Annotated in this window: 21 protein-coding genes and 1 tRNA gene; 14 read left to right on the top strand and 8 right to left on the bottom strand. The window is 74.0% G+C overall.

The features are described from left to right. Positions 1-76 precede the first annotated feature (76 nt). The 9 genes from pth to AAEM63_RS14610 all read left to right on the top strand — a co-directional run bounded on the left by pth (position 77) and on the right by AAEM63_RS14610 (position 11,987). A complete protein-coding gene (gene pth, locus AAEM63_RS14650) occupies positions 77-676 on the top strand; it encodes an aminoacyl-tRNA hydrolase (RefSeq protein ID WP_341358982.1) in 600 nt (199 codons plus the stop codon). Further along, positions 676-2,673: an ABC transporter ATP-binding protein gene (locus AAEM63_RS14645; protein WP_341358981.1), complete on the top strand. Its 1,998-nt coding sequence runs from the start codon at positions 676-678 to the stop codon at positions 2,671-2,673. Before pth ends, AAEM63_RS14645 begins: the two co-directional genes overlap by 1 nt. A 292-nt stretch (positions 2,674-2,965) precedes the next feature. Beyond that, positions 2,966-3,538: a DUF2231 domain-containing protein gene (locus AAEM63_RS14640; protein ID WP_341358980.1), complete on the top strand. Its 573-nt coding sequence runs from the start codon at positions 2,966-2,968 to the stop codon at positions 3,536-3,538. Positions 3,539-3,715: 177 nt separating this feature from the next. Next, positions 3,716-7,339 (top strand): transcription-repair coupling factor, encoded by a 3,624-nt coding sequence (mfd, locus tag AAEM63_RS14635; protein ID WP_341358979.1) that lies wholly within the window; start codon positions 3,716-3,718, stop codon positions 7,337-7,339. Between the two features lie 106 nt (positions 7,340-7,445). Next, a complete protein-coding gene (locus AAEM63_RS14630) occupies positions 7,446-7,982 on the top strand; it encodes a hypothetical protein (protein WP_341358978.1) in 537 nt (178 codons plus the stop codon). A 116-nt stretch (positions 7,983-8,098) separates the two neighbouring features. Further along, positions 8,099-9,385, top strand: coding sequence for a phosphopyruvate hydratase (gene eno / locus AAEM63_RS14625; protein ID WP_341358977.1), 1,287 nt, complete (start codon positions 8,099-8,101; stop codon positions 9,383-9,385). A gap of 122 nt (positions 9,386-9,507) precedes the next feature. Beyond that, positions 9,508-10,161, top strand: coding sequence for a septum formation initiator family protein (locus AAEM63_RS14620; protein ID WP_341358976.1), 654 nt, complete (start codon positions 9,508-9,510; stop codon positions 10,159-10,161). 145 nt (positions 10,162-10,306) lie between these two features. Continuing rightward, positions 10,307-11,308: a hypothetical protein gene (locus AAEM63_RS14615; protein ID WP_341358975.1), complete on the top strand. Its 1,002-nt coding sequence runs from the start codon at positions 10,307-10,309 to the stop codon at positions 11,306-11,308. 187 nt (positions 11,309-11,495) lie between these two features. After that, entirely contained in the window at positions 11,496-11,987 is a 492-nt protein-coding gene (locus AAEM63_RS14610; RefSeq protein ID WP_341358974.1) for a DUF501 domain-containing protein, read from the top strand. Positions 11,988-12,037: 50 nt separating this feature from the next. Here the strand turns inward: AAEM63_RS14610 and AAEM63_RS14605 are convergent, their stop codons facing one another. Next, a complete protein-coding gene (locus AAEM63_RS14605; protein WP_341358973.1) occupies positions 12,038-12,514 on the bottom strand; it encodes a YbaK/EbsC family protein in 477 nt (158 codons plus the stop codon). A gap of 125 nt (positions 12,515-12,639) precedes the next feature. Here AAEM63_RS14605 and AAEM63_RS14600 point away from each other — a divergent pair, with 125 nt between their 5' ends. Continuing rightward, positions 12,640-13,638, top strand: coding sequence for a Ppx/GppA phosphatase family protein (locus AAEM63_RS14600; RefSeq protein ID WP_341358972.1), 999 nt, complete (start codon positions 12,640-12,642; stop codon positions 13,636-13,638). A gap of 54 nt (positions 13,639-13,692) precedes the next feature. Here the strand turns inward: AAEM63_RS14600 and nhaA are convergent, their stop codons facing one another. Then, a complete protein-coding gene (nhaA, locus tag AAEM63_RS14595; RefSeq protein ID WP_341358971.1) occupies positions 13,693-14,955 on the bottom strand; it encodes a Na+/H+ antiporter NhaA in 1,263 nt (420 codons plus the stop codon). A gap of 217 nt (positions 14,956-15,172) precedes the next feature. Between nhaA and AAEM63_RS14590 the strand changes: the two genes are divergently transcribed. Beyond that, positions 15,173-15,246: transfer RNA gene (locus AAEM63_RS14590), tRNA-Leu, on the top strand. Between the two features lie 161 nt (positions 15,247-15,407). Continuing rightward, on the top strand, positions 15,408-16,910 hold the full coding sequence (locus tag AAEM63_RS14585; RefSeq protein ID WP_341358970.1) for an NAD(P)/FAD-dependent oxidoreductase: 1,503 nt from the start codon (positions 15,408-15,410) through the stop codon (positions 16,908-16,910). Positions 16,911-16,921: 11 nt separating this feature from the next. On the opposite strand, the gene AAEM63_RS14580 is transcribed toward AAEM63_RS14585, so the two are convergent. The 4 genes from AAEM63_RS14580 to AAEM63_RS14565 form a co-directional block, all read right to left on the bottom strand. Beyond that, entirely contained in the window at positions 16,922-17,581 is a 660-nt protein-coding gene (locus tag AAEM63_RS14580) for a response regulator transcription factor (RefSeq protein ID WP_341361384.1), read from the bottom strand. 113 nt (positions 17,582-17,694) lie between these two features. Beyond that, positions 17,695-19,062, bottom strand: coding sequence for a histidine kinase (locus tag AAEM63_RS14575; protein ID WP_341358969.1), 1,368 nt, complete (start codon positions 19,060-19,062; stop codon positions 17,695-17,697). Positions 19,063-19,064: 2 nt separating this feature from the next. Next, the gene (locus tag AAEM63_RS14570) at positions 19,065-19,916 is read right to left on the bottom strand and encodes an ABC transporter permease subunit (protein WP_341358968.1); all 852 of its coding nucleotides are present in this window, start codon (positions 19,914-19,916) and stop codon (positions 19,065-19,067) included. Beyond that, complete coding sequence (locus AAEM63_RS14565) at positions 19,913-20,851, bottom strand: ABC transporter ATP-binding protein (RefSeq protein ID WP_341358967.1); 939 nt, start codon at positions 20,849-20,851, stop codon at positions 19,913-19,915. The genes AAEM63_RS14570 and AAEM63_RS14565 overlap by 4 nt, the downstream gene beginning before the upstream one ends. Positions 20,852-21,156: 305 nt before the next feature. On the opposite strand from AAEM63_RS14565, the gene AAEM63_RS14560 reads away from it, so the two are divergent. Together AAEM63_RS14560 and AAEM63_RS14555 are read left to right on the top strand one after the other, a co-directional pair. Beyond that, positions 21,157-22,065, top strand: coding sequence for a Bax inhibitor-1/YccA family protein (locus tag AAEM63_RS14560; protein ID WP_341358966.1), 909 nt, complete (start codon positions 21,157-21,159; stop codon positions 22,063-22,065). Positions 22,066-22,143: 78 nt separating this feature from the next. Continuing rightward, positions 22,144-23,193 carry a GNAT family N-acetyltransferase gene (locus AAEM63_RS14555; protein WP_341358965.1) on the top strand — a complete coding sequence of 350 codons (1,050 nt, stop codon included), beginning with the start codon at positions 22,144-22,146 and terminating at the stop codon, positions 23,191-23,193. A gap of 139 nt (positions 23,194-23,332) precedes the next feature. On the opposite strand, the gene AAEM63_RS14550 is transcribed toward AAEM63_RS14555, so the two are convergent. Together AAEM63_RS14550 and msrA are read right to left on the bottom strand one after the other, a co-directional pair. Then, the gene (locus tag AAEM63_RS14550; RefSeq protein ID WP_341358964.1) at positions 23,333-23,737 is read right to left on the bottom strand and encodes an FKBP-type peptidyl-prolyl cis-trans isomerase; all 405 of its coding nucleotides are present in this window, start codon (positions 23,735-23,737) and stop codon (positions 23,333-23,335) included. A gap of 127 nt (positions 23,738-23,864) precedes the next feature. Next, positions 23,865-24,620 carry a peptide-methionine (S)-S-oxide reductase MsrA gene (gene msrA / locus AAEM63_RS14545; protein ID WP_341358963.1) on the bottom strand — a complete coding sequence of 252 codons (756 nt, stop codon included), beginning with the start codon at positions 24,618-24,620 and terminating at the stop codon, positions 23,865-23,867. Positions 24,621-24,693: the final 73 nt, after the last annotated feature.

Below are 24,693 nucleotides of genomic sequence, written 5' to 3'. Positions count from 1 at the left end.
CCTGACGTCCGTGGAGCCGGAGGTGGCGCCGGAGGTTCGTGGTGCGGCGGTCCGTGGCGCCGGAGAGAGGGAGAGCATGAATCCGTGGCTCGTCGTCGGCCTGGGGAACCCGGGACCGCAGTACGCCGGTAACCGCCACAACGTGGGGCAGATGGTGCTCGACGTGCTCGCGGGCCGGATCGGCGGCACGTTCACCACCCACAAGGCCCGTGCGCTGGTGCTCGACGGACGTCTCGGCACCCTGCCAGGCGGGGCTCCGGGCCCGCGCGTCGTCCTGGCCAAGCCGTCGTCGTACATGAACGTCTCGGGGGCCTCGGTCGCCGCGCTGACGCGCTTCTACGACGTCGCGCCCGAGCGTCTGCTCGTCGTCCACGACGAGCTCGACCTGCCGGTGGAGACCCTCCGCCTCAAGCGCGACGGCGGCGAGGGCGGCCACAACGGCCTCCGGTCGATCTCGTCCGCGCTGGGCACGAAGGACTACGTCCGGCTGCGCGTGGGCATCGGTCGGCCCCCGGGACGGATGGACGCGGCCGACTTCGTCCTGCGTGACTTTCCCGTCGCCGAGCGGCCGGGCCTCGGCGTCACCCTGGAGGAGGCGGCCGACGCCGTCGAGGACGTCGTCGTCCTGGGTCTGGAGAAGGCGCAGCAGCAGCTGCACACCGCCGGGGCGCGCTGATGAGCATGGGCCACGGCGGCATGGGCGGCGGCATGGGCGGGCCCGGCGGCTTCGGCCGCACGCTGCGCCAGGACGACTCCGTCAAGGACCACCGCCTGCGGCCCGGCACCACCAAGCGCGTGCTCGCCTACGCGGCGCCGCACCGCCGGTACATCGTCGCCTTCCTCGTCCTGGTGGTGGTCGGCTCGCTCATGGTGGTCGCGACCCCGCTTCTCCTCCAGCGGATCATCGACGACGGCGTGGCGAACGGTGACCGGCGCCTCGTCGTGATCCTCGCCGGTCTCGTCGCGGTCGTGGCCGTGGCCGAGGCGGTCCTCAACCTCCTTCAGCGGTGGTTCTCCTCCCGGATCGGCGAGGGCCTCATCTACGACCTGCGCACCGACGTCTTCGGGCACGTCCAGCGGCAGTCGGTCGCCTTCTTCACCCGCACACAGACCGGCTCCCTCGTCACCCGGCTGAACTCCGACGTCATCGGGGCGCAGCAGGCCTTCACCTCCACCCTGTCGGGGGTGGTCTCCAACGTCATCTCCGTCACGGTCGTCCTGGCCACGATGATGGCCCTGTCCTGGCAGATCACCGTGGTGGCGCTGCTCGTCGTCCCGGCCCTGCTGCTGCCCGCCCGGCGCGTCGGGCGGCGCCTGGCGGGCCTGCGTCGGCGTGGCATGGAGCTCAACGCCGAGCTGGGAAACCGGATGACCGAGCGCTTCAACGTCGCCGGTGCCCTGCTCGTCAAGCTCTTCGGCGACCCCGAGCGGGAGGACGCCGAGTTCGCCGAGCGGGCCGCCCGGGTCCGTGAGATCGGTGTGCGGACGGCGATGAGCTCTCGGGTCTTCTTCGCCGCGCTCGGCGCGATGGCCTCCCTCGCGACCGCGCTGGTCTACGGCGTCGGCGGCGTCCTGGCCATCGACGGTGTGGTGACCATCGGCACCCTCGTCGCCTTCGCCGGGCTTCTCGGGCGTCTCTACGGTCCCGTGACCGCCCTGAGCAACGTCCAGGTCGACGTCATGAGCGCGCTCGTCAGCTTCGAGCGCGTCTTCGAGGTGCTCGACCTCCGGCCGATGATCACCGACGCCGAGGACGCCGTCGACCTGCCCGCGGGGCCCCTCGACGTCGAGCTGGACGACGTCCGGTTCGCCTACCCGCGGGCGGACCAGGTCTCCATCGTCTCGCTCGAGGGCGAGCCCAGCCGGAGCGCCGAGGCCCTCGCCGACGGCGGCGAGCCCGCCGCGGCCGTGGCGGTCGGGGCGGCCGACCCCGCTGCGGGACCCGACGGCGCCGAGGCGGGCGAGGCCGACGGCGACGCCTCCGAGGAGGTCCTCAAGGGCATCACCCTGCGGGTCGAGCCGGGCACGATGCTCGCGCTCGTCGGGCCCTCGGGTGCCGGCAAGACCACCCTGTCCACGATGGTGGCCCGCCTGTACGACCCCACCACGGGCGCCGTGCGCATCGGCGGGCTGGACGTGCGCCGGGTCCGCCAGGCCTCGCTCCACCGCGCCGTCGGCGTGGTCACCCAGGACGCGCACCTCTTCCACGACACCGTCCGGGCCAACCTCCTCTACGCCCGCCCGGACGCCAGCGGGGAGGAGCTCTTCGACGCGTTGCGCGCCGCCCACGTCGAGCCGCTCGTCCAGCGCCTGCCCGAGGGGCTCGACACGGTGGTCGGCGAGCGTGGGCACCGCCTCTCCGGCGGGGAGAAGCAGCGCGTGGCCATCGCGCGCCTCCTCCTGCGCTCGCCGCGCATCGTCGTCCTGGACGAGGCGACGGCGCACCTGGACTCCGAGTCCGAGGCCGCCGTGCAGCAGGCGCTGGACAGCGCCATGGCCGGACGGACGTCCATCGTCATCGCCCACCGGCTCTCCACGGTGCGCAAGGCCGACTCCATCGCGGTCGTCGACCGGGGCCGGATCGTCGAGCAGGGCACGCACGCCGAGCTGCTCGCCGCCGGCGGCCTGTACGCCGAGCTGTACGAGACGCAGTTCTCGCACCAGCACGCCTGACGTACACAGGCGCGCGGCCCGGGCCTGGCGTGCGTGTGGCGGCCCGCCCTCCAGGAAGCAGGAGACTTTGTCAGGTCATGCCTGACGGAGTCTTCTGCTTCGGGTGCTTCGGGTGCTTCGGGTGCTTCGGGTGCTTCGGGTGCTCGGGCGATCTCGGTCGGCCGACGTCCGGTCGGGCGGTCCCCGCGCGAGGGACCGGCAATCCCGGGCGCGGTGTCGGCCGTATCCCACACAGGCCACGGTGCCCGCCCGGGCGCGGCGTGGGAGGGACGCACCGACGAAGGAGCGACAGATGTTCGACACCATCCAGGGCCTGCCCCTGCACCCCCTCGTCGTGCATGCGGTCGTGGTCCTGCTGCCGCTCGCGGTGGCCGGCACGCTCGCCGTCGCCGTCGTGCCCCGGTGGCGCCGGACGTTCGGGCCCCTCGCCGCGCTCGTCGCGACCGCCGGCACCGCGCTGGTGCCCGTCGCGACGCAGAGCGGCGACGCCCTCGTGGCACGGGTCGGTGCCCCGGCGGGCGACCACCAGGTGCTCGGCGGGCAGCTGCTCTGGTTCGCCCTGCCGATGACGCTCCTGCTGTGGGCGCTCGTCGCGCTGGACCGGCGCGCGGTCCCGGCGGACGCTCCGCGAGCGGCCGGCACGGGCCGGCGCGCGGCCGGCGACGGGCGCCCCGCCCCGCGGCGCGGCGTGGGGGCGATGGCGGCGACGACGGCGCGCGAGACCCGCACCGCCGGTGGGGCCGTGACGGTGGTGGCCGCGCTGGCGGTGGTCGCGGCGCTCGTCGCGGGCTTCCAGGTCTACCGGGTGGGGGAGAGCGGCGCCCGGTCGGTGTGGGGCGGCGTGGGCACGAGCCAGGCGGGCTGACCGGAAGAGTCCCTCCACGCCTCGACCGACCGGCCCCGACCTGACCGGACCGCCCCCGCGCGCCCCGCGAGGGCCGAAACGTAGACTGTCCGCGGCCCCCGCAGCCCTCACGGATGCGGGGCCTGCGTGCTGCCCGGACCGGGGAGCGCGCACCGGTCGCCGACCTGCGAAGGACCCATGAAGCTCACCGGACTGCTCCCGCTGCTGCGCACCGACCCCGCCGTCGCCTCCGCCGTCGAGCTCGCCCGCGAGCCGGTCCTCGCGCCGATGGTCTCCGTCGACGTCCCGCTCGGCGTGCGCGCACCGCTCGTGGCCCAGCTCGCCGGTGCGGACGGCGCGCCCGACGGCGCGACGCCCCCGGCGTCCGGGTCGCGGGCCGGCCGCCCGGTGGTCGTCGTCACCGCCACCGGCCGGGAGGCCGACGAGGCGGCGAGCGCGCTGCGCAACTTCCTGCCCGACGACGACGTCGCGGTCTTCCCCGCGTGGGAGACCCTCCCGCACGAGCGGCTCTCCCCCCGCAGCGACACGGTCGCCCGCCGCCTCGCGGTGCTGCGCCGCCTGACCCACCCCGACCCCGACGGCGGCCAGGCCGGCCCCATCCGGGTGCTCGTCATGCCGGTGCGAGCCCTCCTCCAGCCGGTCGTCGAGGGGCTGGGCGACCTCGAGCCCGTGTCGCTGCGGATCGGCCAGCAGGCCGACCTCGAGGAGATCGCCGCGCGCCTCGCCGCGGCCGCCTACACCCGGGTCGACATGGTCGAGCGGCGCGGGGAGTTCGCCGTCCGCGGCGGCATCCTCGACGTCTTCCCGCCGACGGAGGACCACCCCCTGCGGATCGAGTTCTGGGGCGACGACGTCGAGGAGATCCGCTGGTTCGCCGTCGCCGACCAGCGCTCCCTCGAGATCGCCGAGCAGGGCCTGTGGGCGCCGCCGTGCCGCGAGCTGCTGCTCACCGAGCCCGTCCGCGCCCGGGCCAGGGCCCTCGTGGCCGACCTCCCCGGCGCCGTCGACATGCTCGAGAAGCTCTCCGAGGGCATCGCCGTGGAGGGCATGGAGTCCCTCGCGCCGGTCCTCACCGAGCGGATGCAGCCGGTCCTCGACCTCGTCCCCGACGGCACGCTCCTCGTGCTGTCCGACCCCGAGCGGGTGCGCCGCCGCGCCCACGACCTCGCCGCCACCACCGAGGAGTTCCTCGCCGCCGCCTGGACCTCCGCCGCGCAGGGCGGCAAGGTCCCGCTGGACCTGCGGGCCGCGTCCTTCGCCGACCTCGCCGAGGCCCGCGCCCTGGCGCTGACCCGGGGGCTGGGCTGGTGGTCGCTGACGGCCCTGCCCACCGACGCCGAGCTCCTCGACGACGACGGCGCCCTGGTCGTCGGCGCGCGGGAGGTCGAGCGCTACCAGGGCGACGTCGAGCGGGCGCTGAAGGACCTCGTCGACCTCGTCCGTGAGGGCTGGCGGCTCGTGCTGACCACGGAGGGCCCCGGCCCCGCCCGGCGCATGAGCGAGCAGCTCGCCGCCGCGGACGTCCCCGCCCGGCTCGTCGCCGAGGTCGCGGAGGAGCCGCCGGCCGCCGTCGTGCTGGTGACGACGGCGAGCAGCGGCCGCGGGTTCGTCGCGCCCGCGCTGAGGCTGGCGATGCTCACCGAGTCCGACATCACCGGGCGCGCCGGCACCTCCACCCGCGACATGCGCAAGATGCCCTCGCGGCGGCGCAACGTCGTCGACCCCCTCGCGCTGCGCACCGGCGACCACGTCGTGCACGAGCAGCACGGGGTGGGTCGGTTCGTCGAGCTCGTCCAGCGCACCGTGGGCACCGGCGCGGACGCCACGACCCGCGAGTACATGGTCATCGAGTACGCCTCGTCCAAGCGCGGCCAGCCCGGCGACCGGCTCTTCGTCCCCACCGACTCGCTCGACCAGGTCACGAAGTACACCGGTGGCGAGTCGCCCACGCTGAGCCGGATGGGCGGCGGGGACTGGGCGAGGACCAAGGCCAGCGCGAAGAGGGCCGTCAAGAAGATCGCGAGCGAGCTCATCCGGCTCTACGCGGCGCGCATGTCCACCCAGGGCCACGCCTTCGCCCCCGACACCCCGTGGCAGCGCGAGCTCGAGGACGCCTTCCCCTACACCGAGACCGCCGACCAGCTCGTCACCATCGACGAGGTCAAGGCGGACATGGAGAAGCCCACCCCGATGGACCGCCTCATCAGCGGCGACGTCGGCTACGGCAAGACCGAGATCGCCGTCCGGGCGGCGTTCAAGGCCGTCCAGGACGGCAAGCAGGTCGCGGTCCTCGTGCCCACCACCCTGCTCGTCCAGCAGCACCTGGACACCTTCACCGAGCGGTACGCCGGGTTCCCGGTGACGGTCCGGGCCCTGTCGCGCTTCCAGAGCGACGCCGAGGCCGAGGCCGTGCGCGAGGGCGCCCGCACCGGCGCGGTCGACGTCGTCATCGGCACCCACCGCCTCATCACCGGCGAGGTGCGGTTCAAGGACCTGGGCCTGGTGATCGTCGACGAGGAACAGCGCTTCGGCGTCGAGCACAAGGAGACGCTCAAGCAGATGCGCACCGACGTCGACGTCCTGGCGATGTCGGCGACCCCGATCCCGCGCACCCTGGAGATGGCCATCACCGGGATCCGGGAGATGTCGACCCTGGCGACGCCGCCCGAGGAGCGCCACCCCATCCTCACCTTCGTCGGGCCCTACGAGGAGAAGCAGATCGCCGCGGCGATCCGGCGCGAGCTCCTGCGGGAGGGGCAGGTCTTCTACGTCCACAACCGGGTCCAGTCGATCAACAAGGTGGCCGCCCACCTCGGCGAGCTCGTGCCCGAGGCGAGGGTCGCCGTCGCGCACGGCAAGATGAACGAGCACCAGCTCGAGAAGGTCATCCAGGACTTCTGGAACAAGGAGTACGACGTCCTGGTGACCACGACGATCGTCGAGACCGGCCTGGACATCTCCAACGCCAACACCCTCGTCGTCGAGCGGGCCGACCAGCTCGGCCTGTCCCAGCTGCACCAGCTGCGCGGGCGCGTGGGCCGCGGGCGCGAGCGCGCCTACGCCTACTTCCTCTACCCGCCGGAGAAGCCCCTGACCGAGACGGCGCACGACCGGCTCGCCACGATCGCCGCGCACACCGACCTCGGCGCCGGCATCCAGGTGGCGATGAAGGACCTCGAGATCCGCGGCGCGGGCAACCTCCTCGGCGGGGAGCAGTCCGGGCACATCGCGGGGGTGGGTTTCGACCTGTACGTGCGGATGGTCTCCGACGCCGTCGCGGAGTACCGGGGGGAGAAGGAGACCGAGAAGGCGGACGTCAAGATCGAGCTGCCCATCGACGCCCACGTCCCGCACGACTACATCGCCCACGAGCGGCTGCGGCTGGAGGCCTACGCGAAGATCGCCGCGGCCGGCGACGAGGCGTCGATCCAGGCGATCCGCGAGGAGCTCACCGACCGGTACGGCCCGGTGCCCGAGCCGGTGCTGCGGCTCTTCGCCGTCGCGGCACTGCGGGAGAAGGCCCGCGGGGTCGGCCTGACCGACATCACCGGCCAGGGGCGCTACGTCCGCTTCGCCCCGGTGGACCTGCCGGAGTCGGCGCAGCTGCGCCTCAAGCGGCTCTACCCCGGCACGGTGCTCAAGCCCGCCGTGCGCACGATCCTCGTGCCGTACCCCATGACCGCGAAGCTCGCCGGCAAGCCCCTCAAGGACCTCGCGCTCATGGCGTGGGTGGAGGAGCTCGTCGACGCCGTGCTCGCCGGGTCGGTGGCGGCCGCGGCGAACGTCGGCGCCCAGGGATAGCGCGGCAGGTGGGTCGGAGCGCCGCCCCGTTCCCCCTACGATGGTCGGTGAGCTCAGCCACGACCCGGCGGCGCACGTGCGCCGGGAGACTTCCGGAGGTTCATCGGTGACAACCCAGCGGCGCGCGCGTCACACCCTCGTCCTGGCCACGGCCGGCCTGCTCCTGGCGGGCTGCGCCGCCCAGCCGGGCACCGCCGGGAGCATCGACGGCGAGCGCATCACCCAGAACGAGCTCGAGGACGCCACGAGCGAGTACGTGGCCCTGACCGGTCAGGAGACCGAGCCGGTCGTCGTCCTCAACACCCTCCTGGCCGCGGAGGTCCTCCCCGGGATCGCGGCCGAGCACGGCTACGCGCTGTCGGACGGCGAGATCGAGGCGCTGTACGCCGAGCAGGCCGCCGCGCTGGGTGCGGAGGTGCCCGCCGACGGCTACTCCGACGCCTTCATCGACCTGGGCCGCTACCTCTTCGTCTACTCCGAGGTCGCCGCCTCGGCGGACGCGCAGGCCGTCTTCGACGAGTTCACCGCCGCCATGGCCGACGCCGACATCGCGGTCAACCCCCGGTACGGAGAGGTCAACGCCGAGGGCGTCATCGAGCCGACGTCGCACGACTGGCTCGCCGGGACGACCGAGCAGCAGTAGGTGTCCAGCCTCACAGCCGGTGGCCGGCCCGGGCGGGAGCATGGTCCCTCGCTGTCGGGTTTGCCCCGTACTACGGTGGGCACGTTCAGCACGTCCACCGACTGAAGGAGTCCCCTGTGGCCAGCATCGAGGCCGTCGGCGCCCGCGAGATCCTTGACTCGCGCGGCAACCCCACCGTGGAGGTCGAGGTCGCGCTCGAGGACGGCACCGTCGCCCGCGCGGCCGTTCCCTCCGGCGCCTCCACCGGCGCGTTCGAGGCCGTGGAGCGTCGGGACGGTGACAAGGGTCGTTACCTCGGCAAGGGCGTCCAGAACGCCGTCGACGCCGTCATCGACACCATCGCCCCCGAGGTCCTCGGGATCGACGCCACCGAGCAGCGCATCATCGACCAGACCCTCATCGACCTCGACGGCACCGCCAACAAGGGCAAGCTGGGCGCGAACGCGATCCTCGGCGTCTCCCTGGCCGTGGCCAAGGCCGCCGCGGAGTCCGCCGGCCTGCCGCTGTTCCGCTACGTCGGCGGCCCCAACGCCTACCTGCTGCCCGTGCCGATGATGAACATCCTCAACGGCGGCTCCCACGCCGACTCCAACGTCGACATCCAGGAGTTCATGGTCGCCCCCGTCGGCGCGCCGACGTTCAAGGAGGCCCTGCGCTGGGGCGCGGAGACCTACCACTCCCTCAAGTCCGTCCTGAAGTCCCGTGGCCTGGCCACGGGCCTGGGCGACGAGGGCGGGTTCGCCCCGAACCTGGAGTCCAACCGCGCCGCGCTGGACCTCATCCTCGAGGCCATCGAGAAGGCCGGCTACACCCCCGGTGAGGACATCGCGCTCGCGCTGGACGTCGCCGCCACCGAGTTCTTCTCCGACGGCGCCTACCAGTTCGAGGGCAAGGCCACCTCGCCCGCCGACATGGTCGCCTACTACGAGCGGCTCGTGGCCGACTACCCGCTGGTCTCCATCGAGGACCCGCTGAGCGAGGACGAGTGGGACAGCTGGGCGCAGCTGGTCGCCGGCGTCGGGGACCGCGTCCAGGTGGTCGGCGACGACCTGTTCGTCACCAACCCCGAGCGCCTCGCCCGTGGCATCGAGATGCGCGCCGCGAACTCCCTCCTGGTCAAGCTCAACCAGATCGGCTCGCTCACGGAGACGCTCGACGCCGTGACGCTCGCGCAGCGCAACGGTTTCACCGCGATGGTCTCCCACCGGTCCGGCGAGACCGAGGACACCACGATCGCCGACCTGTCGGTGGCCGTGAACGCCGGCCAGATCAAGACCGGCGCACCGGCCCGCGGCGAGCGCATCAACAAGTACAACCAGCTCCTGCGCATCGAGGAGGAGCTCGACGACGCGGCGGTCTACGCCGGCCGCAGCGCCTTCCCGCGCGCCGCGCGCCGCGCCTGACCCGCACCGCCGGCCACTGACGGGCGCGCGCCCGTCAGCGGTGTACCGCCCCGGACGCCGGGGGCCACGACTCACGTCGACGGCTCCCGGCGTTCGCTCGTCCCATGGGAGAACATGAGGTCATGAGCAGCCGCCGTCCCACCGCGCCGCGCGCGGGAACCCCGGGACAGGCCCGTGGTCGGGGGCGGACGACGGCCCGGACCGCGGCCGCGCGGGCGGAGGCGGCACCGGCAGCCGGTGCAGGCCGGGACGAGGCCGGCAACCCCCGCGGGCCCCGGGCGGGCCGGGCCCTGGCGTGGGGTCGTCCGGGACGGCGGGGGGAGCCCCGCCCGACCGTCAGCCTGCGTGCCCTCATCCTCTCCCTCGTCGCGCTCGTCGCCTTCGCCGTGCTCGCCCCGACGCTGCGCTACGCCGTGGCCCAGCAGGAGGAGCTGCGCGCCCTCAACGCCCGGGTCGCCGACGCGCAGGTGCGCAAGGACGAGCTCGAGGACCAGCTCGAGCGCTGGCAGGACCCCGCCTACGTGCAGGCGCAGGCGCGTGACCGGCTGGGCTACGTCATGCCCGGGGAGACGCCGTACGTCGTCGTCGACCCGGAGACGGTCACGGGCGGGGAGAACCCGGCCGAGGCCGAGGCCGCCGAACGGGCCGCCGCGGTGGCGTCGGCGACCCCCTGGTACCTGCGGATGTGGGACTCGGTGCAGGTGGCCGGGTACGCGGGCCCGGGCGAGGAGGACCCCTCGGGGCTGACCGTCCCCGCCGACCCCGCGACCCCCTGACCCGGACGGCGACGCTCCTTCGGCGACATCCCGCGGGCAACCCGGCGTGAGTCCACGGCGCGCTCGGCGTCCGGGTGAGCGCCGGCGACCGGGTCCCCGGTCCCGCAGGACGCGTGCCTGCCGGTGCCAGGCTGGTGGGGTGGGGATGACCGGCTGGGCCGCCGTCTTCCTCGTCACCGCCGCCGTGGTGACGGGGGCGGGGGTACGCCTGGCCCGGGCGGGCGACGAGATCGCCGAGCGCGCCCACCTGTCCAAGCTCCTGGTCGGGATGCTGCTCATGGCGGCGGCGACGTCCCTGCCGGAGATCGTCACCGACGTGGCCGCGGCGCTCGCCGACGCCCCCGACCTCGCCCTCGGCGACCTCTTCGGCAGCTCCATGGCCAACATGGCGATCCTCGCCGTCGTCGACCTGCTCCACCGGCACCGCGTCTGGCCCGCCGTGGAGGTGGGCCACGCCCGGGTCGCCTCGGTGGCGATCGCGCTGACCGCGCTCGCGGTCCTCGGCATCCTCACCCCGACCGGGCTCGCCGTCGGGTGGGTGGGCCTGGACACGCTGGGGGTGGCGGCGGCGTACGTGGCGGCCGTGGCCTGGATGCGGCGCTCCCCGCAGGGCCGCTTCGGACGGGACGAGCTGCTCCCCGTGCCGACCGGGTGGACGCGTCCGGCGCGCGGCGAGCTGCGGCCCGCCGTCGTGCGGTTCGCCGTCGCCGCGGGCGCCATCCTCGTGGCCGCACCCGCGCTGGCCGTGTCCGGCCAGCGGATCGCGGGGCTCACCGGGCTGGGCCAGACCTTCGTCGGGGCGGTCCTCCTCGCCGTCACCACCTCGCTCCCCGAGCTCGTCGCGTCCGTGGCCGCCGCCCGGATCGGCTCGCACGACCTCGCCGTGGGGAACCTCTTCGGCAGCAACGCCTTCAACATGCTCGCCCTGGTGATCGTCGACGCCGCCTACCTCGAGGGCCCGGTGCTCGCCGCCGCGGACCCCAGCCAGGCCGTCGCCGGGACCGGGGCCGTGCTCCTCATGGCCCTGGCGCTCGCGGCGATCGTGCACGGGGTCGAGACGCGGGTTCGCCGGCTGGAGCCGGACGCGGTGCTCCTCCTTCTCGGCTACGTCGGTGCGCTCTTCGCGGTGTGGTCGGTCCGGCCCTGAGCTGCGCCGGTCGTCCCGAGGTCGGTCAGGGTCCGGTGGAGGTCGTGGTCGGCGTGACCTGCCGCGGTGGCAGGCCCATGTTCTGTCCGTGCCGGCCCTGTCCGGTGACGCCGGACCCCCGGCGATCCCGGATATCGTGCTTCGTGCAGACCGCGCCCACCCGGGGGAGCGGGCGGAGAGGGGCTCAGTGGACACCACCGTCACCGACCGGGACCTCGAGGTCCTCGCCGAGCAGCTCGGCCGGGTCCCGCGCGGCGTCGTCGCCGTGGCCGCCCGGTGCGTGTGCGGCCGGCCGACCGTCGTGCGGACGGCACCCCGGCTGGACGACGGCACCCCGTTCCCGACGACGTACTACCTCACCTCCCCGGGGGCGGTGAAGGCGGTGAGCACCCTCGAGGCCGAGGGGGCGATGGTGAGCATGAACGAGGCCCTGGCCGAGGACGCCGACCTGCGAGCGGCGTACCTCGCCGCCCACGAGGACTACCTCGCCCGGCGGTCCGAGCTGGGTGAGGTCCCGGAGATCGCCGGCGTCTCGGCCGGGGGGATGCCGACGCGCGTCAAGTGCCTGCACGCGCTGCTCGGCCACACCCTCGCCGTCGGCCCGGGCGTCAACCCGATGGGTGACCGGACGCTGGAGCTCCTCGCCGGGGTCTGGAGCCCCGACCGCTGCACCTGCTGACAGCTCGGCCGACCAGGTCCGGGTGACCGCCGCAGCGGACCTCGCGGCAGCTACTCCGGCTCGGTGACGTCGGCGACCTGGGCGTCGAGCGCGGCGACGAGCTCGGCTGCCGACACGGTCGCCGCGACGCCGTGCGCGCCCGCACCGATGGAGACCGTCCCGCTGATCGACGCGTCGGCGACGACCGGCCAGGCGGTGAGCGAGCCGAACGGGGTGATGGTGCCCCGCTCGTAGCCGGTGGCGTCCCGCGCGGCCGCCGCGTCAGGCATCGACAGCCGGCTCACGCCCAGCAGGGCCCGGAGCTTGGGCCAGGAGATCGTCCGGCCGCCCGGGACGAGGACGAGGAGGTGGTCGCCCTCCCCGCGGCGGACCACGAGGGTCTTGATGAGCGCCGACGGCGCGAGCCCGCGCGCGGCGGCCGCCTCCGCCAGGCTCGAGACCCGGCCGTGCCTGGTGATGGTGAAGCCGATCCCGGCGGCCTCCAGCGCCGCCAGGGCGCGCGTCTCGCCGTCGTCGTGGGGGTCCATGCCCGCCAGCGTAGGCCGAGCCCGCCGCGCACGGGGCTCGGCCCGGTCACCGTCCCGTCGTCGTCCCCTCCCGCACCGTCGCCCGCCCGGGAGGCGGTGTCGGTCCCACGTGGCAGGGTTGTCCCGTGACTCGAGTGGCTGCCATCGACTGCGGGACGAACTCCATCCGGCTCCTCATCGCCGACACCGACGGCGCCGGGACCGGCGCCACGGCCTGCACCGGCACGGGCGGGGAGCCCGTCCTGCGCCTGCGCGACGTCGAGCGCCGGATGGAGGTGGTGCGCCTCGGGCAGGGCGTGGACCGTACCGGCCGCCTCGACCCGGTCGCCCTCGAGCGCACGCTCACGGCCGCCCGCGCCTACGCCGACCTGTGCGAGGTGCACGGCGTCGAACGGATCCGGTTCGTGGCGACCTCGGCCACCCGGGACGCGGAGAACGTCCAGGACTTCGTCGACGGCGTGCGCACGGCGCTCGGGGTCGAGCCCGAGGTCATCAGCGGCGAGGAGGAGGCGGAGCTGAGCTTCCGCGGTGCGGCGAGCGTCCTGGACACCGACGTCCACGGCGGCCCACACCTCGTGGTCGACATCGGTGGCGGCTCCACCGAGCTGGTCCTGGGCCAGCGCACCCCGGTGGCGTCGTACTCCATGGACATGGGCTGCGTCCGGCTCACCGAGCGACACCTCCTCGGTGACCCGCCGACCGCCGAGGAGGAGGAGGCGGCGCGCGCGGACGTGCGCCGGCTGCTGGACGAGGCGGCCGCCGCCGTGCCGCTGGGCAAGGCCCGGACCCTGGTCGGGCTCGCGGGCTCGGTCACCACGGTCACGGCGCACGCCCTGGCGCTGCCGGCCTACGACCCGACCGCGATCGACGGTGCGGTGCTGGGCGTGCCGGAGGTCCTCGCCTCCTGCCGGGCGCTGCTCCACGCGACCCGCGCCGAGCGGGCCGCGATGGGCTTCATGCACCCGGGCCGGGTCGACGTCATCGGCGCGGGTGCGCTCGTGTGGTCCGAGGTCGTCGAGCGGGTGCGCCGCGACGTGGCCGACGCGGGCGGTGAGCTGTCCACGGTCGTCACGAGCGAGCACGACATCCTCGACGGCATCGCCCTGTCGGTCGCGGAGGCCTGACCCCGACCGGCAGGCGCGGGGCCGGGCCGGCCGCCGACCGGCTGGTTGAGCCTCTCAGTCCTCGTGGTGGGTGTGCGCGGCCCGGCCGCGGATCCGCACCGACGCGCGCACCCGCAGCGCGACCGCACCGAGGACCGCCGCCACGAGCGAGCCGAGGATGACGGCGATGCGGGCGTGGGCGGAGTGCGGGTCGCCGTCGTCGAAGGACAGCGACGCGATGAGGAGCGACACGGTGAACCCGATGCCGGCGACGAGCGAGACCGGCATGATGTCCGCCAGGTCGACCCCGTTGCCCAGCCTCAGCCGGGTGAACGTGACCAGCAGGGCCACCCCGCCCCAGATGCCCACCAGCTTCCCGAGCGGCAGGCCGAGGTAGACGCCGACCGCGACCGGGTCGGTGAGCATCTCACCGATGCCGCCGGTGTCGACGACGTTGACGCCGGAGGCGAAGAAGGCGAACACCGGCAGGACCAGCCCGGCTGACCATGGCTGGATGAGGCTGACGAAGCGGTGCGTGAGTGCCTCGTGCTCGCCGTGCGCGGTCAGCGCCGGCACGGTCATCCCGAGCAGCACGCCGGCGATCGTCGCGTGCACGCCGGACGCGTGCATGAGGCCCCAGGCGCCGAGTGCGACCGGCACGAGCAGCCACCAGTGGGTGAGTCGGCGCCGGACGAGCAGGCCGAAGAGGGCGATGAGGGCCAGCGATCCGGCCAGGGCGAGGGCGTCGATCCGCTCGGTGTAGAAGATCGCGATCACCGTGATGCCGAGGAGGTCGTCGACCACGGCCAGGGTCAGCAGGAAGGTCCGGACCGCGGGCGGGAAGCCCCGACCGAAGATCCCCAGCACGGCGACGGCGAACGCGATGTCGGTGGCGACGGGGATCGCCCAGCCGTTGTAGACGCCGGAGCCAGAGACCACCTGGACGACGGTGTTGACCAGGGCCGGGCCGGCCATGCCGAAGACGGCGGCGAGGATCGGCACGAGCGCCCGTCGCACATCCCTCAGGGACCCGGTGACGAACTCGGTCTTCAGCTCCAGGCCGACGACGAAGAAGAAGAGGGCGAGCAGCCCGTCGGAGGCCCACGAGTGCAGCGCGAGGTCGAGGTGCAGCGACTCCGGGCCCACGACGTAGGACGACAGCGCCTCGTAGGAGGCGCGCCAGGGAGAGTTCGCCCACACCAGCGCGACGGCCGCGCCGAGGATGAGGACCAGACCGGCGAACCGTTCGTCCTGGAGCCGGTGCCGGTACCGGCCCAGCGGGCCGACACGTGCGCCGTGGTGGTGCGTCCCGCGGACGGTCCTCGGCTGTGCGCTCACGGTGCTCCCTACGACGGCGGAGAGGGGTCCGCCGTCGTGCCGGCGCCGGACGCTCGCCGCCCAGAATAGTTGCGTCCACGGGAAGGGCCGCACCGTTGCCGGAGGTTGCCGCCGGCGCGGCCCTGCATGTGTGGTCGCGTGCCTGACCGGCCCGACGCGTCCGTGCCCACGCTCGTGCGGCAGGATGGGGCCGCCGGAGCCCGTCAGGCCCGGCCGCGCCCCCATAGCCCAACTGGCAGAGGCAGCCGGCTTAAACCCGGCGCAGTACGGGTTCGAATCCCGTTGGGGGCACGCCGGCAGCCGGCGGTGGCCGTCCAGGCGGCGCCGGCAGTGCCGGGACGTCGGTCCCGCCATCGCCGCGTCACCGTCTGGTAGGCCCCGTGTCCGGTATCACGGGGTCGAATAGTCCCTCTCGCGTGGAGTGTCCAGTCCGGCGCTCCTACCATGAACGCATGGCCTCCTTCGCGCGTTCCCTCGCCGTCACCGCCACTGCCGCCGCCGTCGCGGGTGCCGGCGCCGTCGCCGCCCGGACCGCCGGCCGGCGCGCCGAGGAGCTGCGCCCGGTCCAGGGCCGGACCCCGCGCATCCTCATCGCCGGCGGCGGGTACATCGGCCTCTACACCGCCTTTACCCTGCGCAAGAAGCTCGGCCGTGCGGACGCCGAGATCGCCGTCGTCGACCCGCGTCCCTACATGACCTACCAGCCCTTCCTCCCGGAGGCGGCGGCGGGCTCCATCGAGCCGCGCCACGTCGTGACGTCGCTGCGCCGCGAGCTCAGGGGCACCACCGTCCTGACAGGGAACATCACCTCGATCCGCCACGCGGAGCGCAAGGCCGTCATCGCGCCCGTCAACGGCGACGAGCCGTACGAGGTCACCTACGACCACCTCGTGGTCGGGCTCGGCTCGGTCGCGCGCACGCTGCCCATCCCCGGGCTCGCGGAGAACGCCATCGGCTTCAAGCACATCGAGGAGGCCACGGCGCTGCGCAACCAGGTCCTCAACACCATGGCCCTGGCCGACTCCACGTGGGACCCAGACAAGCGGCGCCGGATGCTCACGTTCGTCTTCGTCGGTGGCGGCTTCGCCGGCATCGAGGCCATCGGCGAGGTCGAGGACATGGCGCGCGCGGCCACGAAGGAGTACTCCTCCCTCGAGCCGGAGGACCTGCGCTTCGTCATCGTCGAGGGGGCGGGGCGGATCCTGCCCGAGCTCGGCGAGGAGCTCGGCGGGTACGCCCTGGAGCAGCTGCGCGACCGCGGCGTGGAGATCCACCTCAACACGTTCCTGCAGTCGTGCGTCGACGGGAAGGTCGAGCTCTCCACGGGCGAGTCGTTCGAGGCGGACACCATCGTGTGGACCGCCGGGGTCAAGGCGAACCCGGTCCTGGCCCGCACCGACCTGCCGCTGGACGAGCGCGGCCGGGTCCGCACCCTCGCCACCCTCCAGGTCGCCGACGCCGAGGGCGACGTCGTGCCCGACGCGTGGGCGGCCGGTGACTGCGCCGCCGTGCCCGACCTGACCCAGGACCCCGGGGCCACGACCGCCCCCACCGCCCAGCACGCCGTCCGCCAGGGCAAGCAGCTCGGCAAGAACCTCGCGCTCGTCCTGCGCGGCGAGGCACCCGAGGAGTACCGCCACGAGAACATCGGCACCGTGGCGTCGCTCGGGCTGTACAAGGGCGTCGCCCAGCTCAAGGGCTACAAGTTCCGCGGGCCGCTCGCGTGGTTCATGCACCGCAGCTACCACGTGCTCGCGATGCCCTCGTTCGAGCGCAAGGTCCGCATCCTCGCCGACTGGACCGAGGCGCTGTTCTTCCGTCGCGAGCTCGTCTCCCTCGGTGCGATGCACGACCCCCGCGCGGCGTTCGAGGCCGCGGCGGCGACCGACGGCGACCCCGCGCGGGACCGGGCGGCCGCCCTGCCCGGCGGGAAGCAGCCCTCGGGCACGCAGTAGGGCGGCAGGGCTCAGCCGGGCCGGACGAGCCCCGTCTCGTAGGCGAGGACCACCGCCTGCACCCGGTCACGCAGGTCCAGCTTGGCCAGCAGGTTGCCCACGTGGGTCTTCACCGTCGTCTCCGAGACGAAGAGCCGGCCCGCGATCTCGGCGTTGGACAGGCCCTCGGCCACGAGGGTGAGGACCTCGAGCTCGCGGGCGGTGAGCCCGCCCAGGCGGGGGTCCTGGCCCGGTGGGCCCTCGGGCGCACCGGCCGGCAGGTGGGAGCCGAACATCTCCAGCATGCGCCGCGTGATGCGCGGGGAGACGACGGCGTCGCCGGCAGCGAGGGTCCGGATCGCCTGGACAAGGTCGGCGGGCCGGGTGTCCTTGAGGAGGAACCCGCTGGCGCCCGCCCGCAGCCCCGCGAAGGCGTACTCGTCGAGGTCGAAGGTCGTGAGGATGAGGACGCGGCTCTCGGGCCGGCGGGCGACGATCCGCTCGGTCGCGGCGATGCCGTCCATCCCGGGCATGCGCACGTCCATGAGGATGACGTCCGGGTGCAGGGCCTCGGCCATGGTGACGGCGGCGGCGCCGTCGGCGGCCTCGCCCACGACCGAGATCCCGTCCTCGGCCTCGAGCACCATCCGGAAGCCCATGCGTAGGAGGGACTGGTCGTCGGCCAGGAGCACGCGGACCGGTCGGTCCGACCGTCCCGGTGCCACGGGGTCCGTCTCGCTGACCGGTCGGCCCTCGTCGCTCACCCGTCGGTCGGTCACCCGTCGGTCGCTCACCCGTCGGTCGCTCACCCGTCCTCCTCGTCCCACCGCAGTGTCGCCCGCACCTGCCACCCGTGGGGCGTCGGACCGGCGTCCACGGTCCCGCCGTAGACGGCCGCGCGCTCCCGGATGCCGATGAGGCCGTGGCCGCTGCCGGCCGCGGCGGTCCCCGCACCGCCGGCGTCATTGTCCACCTCGATCACCACCGACCCTGCCGAACGCACGAGGGAGACGTCGATCCGCGGCGAGAGGCGGGCGTAGCGCAGCACGTTCGTCAGGGCCTCCTGCACGATCCGGTAGACGGCGAGCTGGAGCCCGGCCTCGTCGGGCAGCGCAGGCCCCTGCTCCGCCAGCCGCACCGGCAGGCCGGCGCTGCGGAACCGGTCGACGAGCCCCGCGACGTCGTGCTGCCCCGGCTGCGGGGCCAGGGGTGACTCGCCGACCCCGGCCGGTCCGGTGATCCCGTCCGACGGTGCGGGCAGGTCGGCCCGCAGGACCCCCACGATCCGGCGCGTGTCGGTCAGCGCCGTGCGGCCCGTCTCGGCGAGCTCCGCCAGCGCGCGGCGCGCCTGGTCGGGGCTGCGCTCCAGGCTCGCCGCGGCACCCTCGGCGAGGGTGACCATGACGGTGAGGGAGTGCGCGACGACGTCGTGCATCTCGCGCGCGATACGGGTGCGCTCGGCGGAGACGGCCAGCTGCTCGCGCTGGTCCCGCTCGAGCGCGAGCTGGCGCGCGCGGTCGGTCATCTCGAGCATGCGTCGCCGGCGGGCCCGGACCTGCAGGCCGACCACCGTGGCGACGACGAGGAGCGCGGACGACACGACGATCTCGGTGACCCAGGCCCAGGAGTCGGCGAAGGTCAGGACGCTCACCGTCACCGCGACGATCGCGCCGGCCATGGTTACCCACGCGGTCCGCGCGGTGCGGTAGACCGCGACGGCGTAGAGCAGCAGGGCCATGGTGCCGGCGTCGTACGCGGTGACGTTGAGGCCGAGCCGGAGGGTGGCGTCCTCGAATCCCGGCTCGAGGCCGTTGCGCTCGAGGCCGGCCACGAGGTACCGGTGGAGCGGGACCGCGACGGCGACCACCGCGACCCCCAGGACGGCCGCGTGCCGGCGCAGGAGGACGAAGGCGGTGAAGACGGCGGTGAGCGCGAGCTCGCCGCGGGGACGGGGGGCGTCGAGCAGCTCCGCCTGGACCAGCCAGTCGCCCACCCCCAGGGCGAGGTAGGCGGCGGCCAGCAGGCCGTCCACCCACCACGGGTGCGCGCGCATGAGCCGGGAGACCGGCCCTGGGCGCAGCCACGCCTCACCCGTGCCGTCGGGAGTGGCCGGCGCGTCCGCCCCTGCGGGCGCACCCGGGCCGTGCACCGCACGGCCCGGGTGGACGGTCATGCTCAGGCGTCCCGGCGGCGCAGCGCCACGGCGCCCGCGGTGAGCGCCACCACGCTGTAGGCCGCCACGACGGCGGCGCCCTGCCCGGCGGTGAGGCCGCCGGCCATCGAGTACTCCGGGTTGACCGCGAGGAACGCGGTGGCGGCCGGGAGGGGCAGGTACGTCATGACGTCCTGCACCCAGTCGAGGTTGACGAACTGCAGCGCGATCGGCAGGAGCAGCAGGAGCCCCAGCACGCCGGTGATGGTGCCGGCCGAGTGCCGCAGCACCGTGCCGAGCCCCAGGGCGAGAAGAGCCACCATGACCAGGAAGTACACCATGCCGCCGAAGACCTGCCACGTCTGTGCGTCCGCGAGGTCCGGGACGAGGTCGTGGCGCGAGAGCACCGGCGTCGTGACGAGGTAGGCCAGGGCCAGCGAGACCGCCGAGACGGCGACCGTCACTCCGGTCAGCGCGATCGCCTTGGCGGCGAGGACCGGCAGCCGGGTGGGGACCGCGGACAGGGTCGAGCGGATCATGCCGGTGGCGTACTCGCCGGTGACGAGCAGGGCGCCGAGGACACCGATCGTCACCATGCCGAACTGGTACCCGGCGCTGACGATCTCGGCGCCGTGCATGCTGAACTCCTCCAGGCCCGCCATCTCGGGCTGGTCGATGAGGAGCTGCACGGACGTCGCCTGGAGGAGCGCGAAGAGGACCATGACGGCGACGGTGGTGCCCAGGGTCCACCACGTCGAGCGCAGCGAGAACATCTTGATCCACTCCCCGCGCAGGACCCCGGTGAAGCGGAGGTCGGCGGCGACGGCGGAACGGTGGGTGCTGGTCGCGGGGGTTTCGGTGGTGACGGTGCTCATCGGTTCTCGCCCTCCTGGGCGGTGGGGTGGAAGGAGTCGGAGCGGTACTCGACGGCGTCCTGCGTCAAGGTCATGTAGGCCTCCTCGAGGCTGGCCCGGCGGGGGCTCAGCTCGTGCAGGGCGATGCCCGCGGCGGCGGCCGCGTCGCCGATCTGCTCGGCGGCGAGGCCGTGGACCCGCAGGACCCCGGCCTCGTCGGAGGTGACCCGGCCGCCGACGCCGGTGACGAGGTCGGCCAGCTCGCCGGCGCGGGGGGAGCGGACCAGCACGGTGGTGTCCTGGACGGAGTCGACGACGTCCTGCACCGGCCCGGCGGTGATGATGCGACCGCGGCCGATGACGAGGAGGTGGTCGGCCGTCTGGGCCATCTCGCTCATGAGGTGGGAGGAGATGAAGACGGTGCGGCCCTCGCTCGCCAGGTAGCGCACGAGGTTGCGCACCCACATGACCCCCTCGGGGTCGAGCCCGTTGACGGGCTCGTCGAGGATGAGGGTCTGCGGGTCGCCGAGCATGGCCGACGCGATGCCCAGCCGCTGGCCCATGCCCAGGGAGAAGCCACCCACCCGCTTGCCGGCGACGGCGGACAGCCCGGTCATCTCGATGACCTCGTCCACCCGGCTGCCGGCGATGCCGTGGGTGGCGGCCATGGTGCGCAGGTGCGAGCGGGCGGTGCGCCCGGGGTGCACGGCCTTGGCGTCGAGGAGGATGCCGACCTCGCGCAGGGGTGAGCGGTGCTCGGCGTAGGGTCGCCCGTTGACGGTGACGGTGCCCGCCGTCGGCCGGTCGAGGCCGACGATCATCCGCATCGTCGTCGACTTCCCGGCACCGTTGGGGCCGAGGAAGCCGGTGACGGTGCCCGGGGGGATCGTGAAGCTGATGCCGTCGACGGCGGTGGTGCTGCCGTAACGCTTGGTGAGGCCGCGTGCCTCGATCATGGTGAACCTCTCGATGGTGCCTGCGTGCGGCTGGGGACGTCCTCGACGCTACGGGCGGACGGGACTGGGGGGATCGGCGCCCAGGCCGAGCCGCGAGCTGTCCCGGCTCCACCGTCCGGCCGAGGGCCTCATCCCCGGGGATGAGATCCGACGTCCGGGTGGAACACCCGCCGGCTCCGCCGCGTTGGACATGGCAGCGACCCTTCCCGGGACCGCCCGACCGGGCACCCCTAGGATGGGCGACAGGCCAGCGACATCGGCCCGGCACCACACGATGGCCGGACGCCGCGACCAGGAGGCACCACGTGACCAACCCCGTCTTCCAGAACAGCCCGTACTTCGGGGAGAACCGCAAGGGCGGACGTACCCCGGCGGGCTACCCGACCTACCCCGGCTACACGCCGGGCTCGGGCACCACCTACGCCCAGCCGCAGCAGGGCTACGGCCAGCCCCAGCAGGGCTACGGCCGGCCCGGCGGCGTCGAGGACCTCGAGCGCGCCTACGGCGGTCCGGCGGCCGCGCCCGCGGACACCGGGCGGATGACCTACGACGACGTCATCGTCAAGACCGGCCTGGTCCTGGGCGTCATCGTCGTGGCCGCCGCCTTCAACTGGGTCGTCATGGGGGCCAACCCGCTGCTGACCTTCGGCGGTGCGATCGTCGGCCTCGTGCTCGGCCTGGTCAACGCCTTCAAGAAGGAGCCGTCCAAGGCCCTGATCCTGGCCTACGCCGCGGCCGAGGGCCTCTTCCTCGGTGGCATCTCCGCCGTCTTCGGCGCGATGTACGAGGGCATCGTCCTCCAGGCGGTGCTCGGCACCACCGCGACGTTCGTCGCCGCCCTGTTCCTCTACAAGTCCGGCACGGTGCGCGTCACGCCCAAGCTGACCCGCTTCTTCCTCATCGCCCTCGTGGGCTACGCGCTGTTCTCGCTCGTCAACGTCGTCCTCATGCTCACCGGCGTGTCGGACGACGCGTGGGGCCTGCGCACCGGCGTGGAGATCATGGGCATCCCGCTGGGCGTCTTCCTCGGCATCTTCGCCGTGGGCCTCGCCGCGCTGAGCCTCATCATGGACTTCGACGCCATCAAGCGCGGCGTCGACGCCGGCGTCCCGGCCCGCTTCGCCTGGTCCGCCGCCTTCGGGCTCGCGGTGACGCTGGTGTGGCTCTACATCGAGTTCCTCCGGCTCCTGGCCATCCTGCGCGGCAGCGACTGACCCCGCAGCCCTGACCCGACGGCGGCCGTCCTCCCCCCAGGGACGGCCGCCGTCGTCGTTGTTTGGGAGACTGGTCGGGTGAGCACCTCCTCGGACCTGCCCGACGTCACCGGCGCGACCCTGGCGGCACAGCTGCCTCCCGGGTGGACCGCGGGCGGCCCCCCGCTCCCCGCCGACGTCCCGTCCGTCGCGGACCTTCTGCGCGCGCACCAGCGGGCCGCCCGCGGCGTCGCGTCGGTGGACGAGCAGTCGCTGACGGCCGAGCTCGTGGGGGAGGGGTCGTGGACCCGCACCCACCTGCTGGTCCTCGACGCCGCCGGTGGCGTCCGTGCCTGGGCGAGCGTGCACGACCGCGCCGCGGGTCGTGCGGTCGTCGCGGTGACGGTGCACCCCGAGGCGGACGGCGCCGGCGCGCTCGCCGCCGCCCTCCTCTCGTGGGCCGAGCGGGCCGCCGTCGTCGCCGCGTCCCACCGGGGCCTGGCCGAGACCCAGCTCGACGCCGGGGCGTACGCCGACGACGAGCGACAGCGCCGGTGGCTCGCCGACGCCGGGTACCGCCACGTGCGCACGTGGCTCCAGATGAGCAGGCCGGTCGACGCGGCCGACGCCGAGGGCCTGCCCGGCGCGGTGCGCCCCGGTGTCCGGGTGCGGGCGGTGGGCAAGCACGAGGACGGCATGCCGGTCGCCGACGACCTGCGCACCGTCCACCGCATCCTCGAGGAGTCCTTCGAGGACCACTTCAACTCCTACCGCGAGTCGTTCCCGGAGTTCGTCCAGCGGCTCCGCCAGGACCCGGGGCACCGGTGGGACCACTGGTGGATCGCGAGCGTCGAGATCGACGGCGAGGAGGTGCCCGCCGGCGCGCTCGTCGGGTCCGTCACCGGGGACGCCGCGGGCAGCTACGTCGACTACATCGGCGTGCACCGCCGGGCCCGCGGGCGCGGCGTGGCCAAGGCGCTGCTCAGCACGGTCGTGGCCGACGCCGCGAGTCGCGGGCGCAACAGGGTGGGGCTCGAGGTCGACGCCGACTCGCCCACCGGGGCCGACGGCCTCTACGCCTCCCTCGGCTGGGAGACGGCGTACCGGACGGAGTCGTGGCACCGTGACGTCCCGGTGCTGCCCGCCTGAGGGCCGGGGCACCTGAGGGTCAGGGCACCTGAGGGCCAGGGCATCAGATGGCCAGCGCGGGGACGACGGCGCCCGGTCGGGGGACGCCGACGGCGCCCGGTCGGGTGACCGGACGCCGTCGTGCTCGTGCGGAGCGGGGCTACTCGACGCCGAGGATATCGACGACGAAGACGAGGGTGTCGCCGCCCTTGATGCCGGCCTGCGGCACGCCGGCCGGGCCGTAGCCGTCCTCCGGCGGGATCGAGAGCAGCAGGCGCGAGCCGATCTGGCGGCCCACCAGCCCGTCGTCCCAGCCGCCGATGACGACGCCCATCCCGATGGGGAAGGAGATGGAGCTGCCCCGGTCGTAGGAGTTGTCGAAGACGTGGCCGCCCCAGGTCTGGCCGAGGTAGTTCACGACGATGGTCTGGCCCGCCTCCACGGCGGCGCCGTCGCCCTGCTCGAGCACCTTGACCTGCAGACCCTCCGGGGCCCCGGTCGGGGGGAAGGTCAGCTCGGGCTTGTCGCCGAAGCCGCCGGTGGCGGTGGGGAGCTCGTTGCTCATGGCGTCCTCTCTCGTCCGGTCGGTCACCCGGGGAGCCGGGGCCGCGGTCCACAGTACGGCGCCGCGCCGGGCCCCCGCGCGGCGGGGCGGTCACGTGCGGGGCGCAGCGTCAGAGGTCTGGCTGCCATCACACCTCGGCGCGCGTGCCGTCCGGCTGCGCGCCGGGCCGTGCGACGTCGACCTGGGCCGGAACCTGATCCTGCCGGACCAGGCCCACCGGGCACGTCATGCCGTTGGGCCCGTGGTTGCAGTACCCGCCCGGGTTCTTGTGGAGGTACTGCTGGTGGTAGTCCTCGGCGTAGTAGAACGGTCCGGCGCCGGGCACGACCGCGCCGTCCGCCGCCGTGTCCGCGAACGGCCGCAGCTCAGTGGCGATGGCGCCGTGCCCGTGCGCGGTGAGCACGTCCTGGAACGCGTCGCGGGTGGCGCGGGCCGCAGCCTCCTGGCCGGGGGTGGTCCAGTAGATGCCGGAGCGGTACTGCGTCCCGACGTCGTTGCCCTGGCGGTTCGCGGTGGTCGGGTCGTGGTTCTCCCAGAACGCCTTGAGCAGGAGCTCGGGGTCCGTGCGTGCCGGGTCGTAGACGACCTGCACCGCCTCGGTGTGCCCCGTCCGCGACGAGCAGACCTCCTCGTAGGTGGGGTGCGGGGTGTACCCGCCGAGATAACCGGCGGCGGTGGAGATCACGCCCTCCTGACGCCAGAAGATCCGCTCGGCGCCCCAGAAGCAGCCCATGGCCACGTAGAGGACCTCGGCGCCCTCGGGCCACGGACCCTGCAGCGGCGTGCCGAGCACCTCGTGGGTGGTGGGCACCCGGAACGGGTACCCGGTGCGGCCCGGCAGCGCCTCGTGCGGGGTCACCATCTCGGTCTTGCGTCCGAACATCGGTCCTCCTGTGTTGGTCTCGCACGGTTCAACGCCGTGCGCCCCCCGCCGTGTTCCGTCCGGTTCGTCCCGG

The organism is Georgenia sp. M64 (assembly GCF_038049925.1).
Lineage (GTDB): Bacteria > Actinomycetota > Actinomycetes > Actinomycetales > Actinomycetaceae > Georgenia.
Note: the sequence above shows the minus strand (reverse complement) of the source record. Positions and strands in the feature narration are given on the sequence as shown.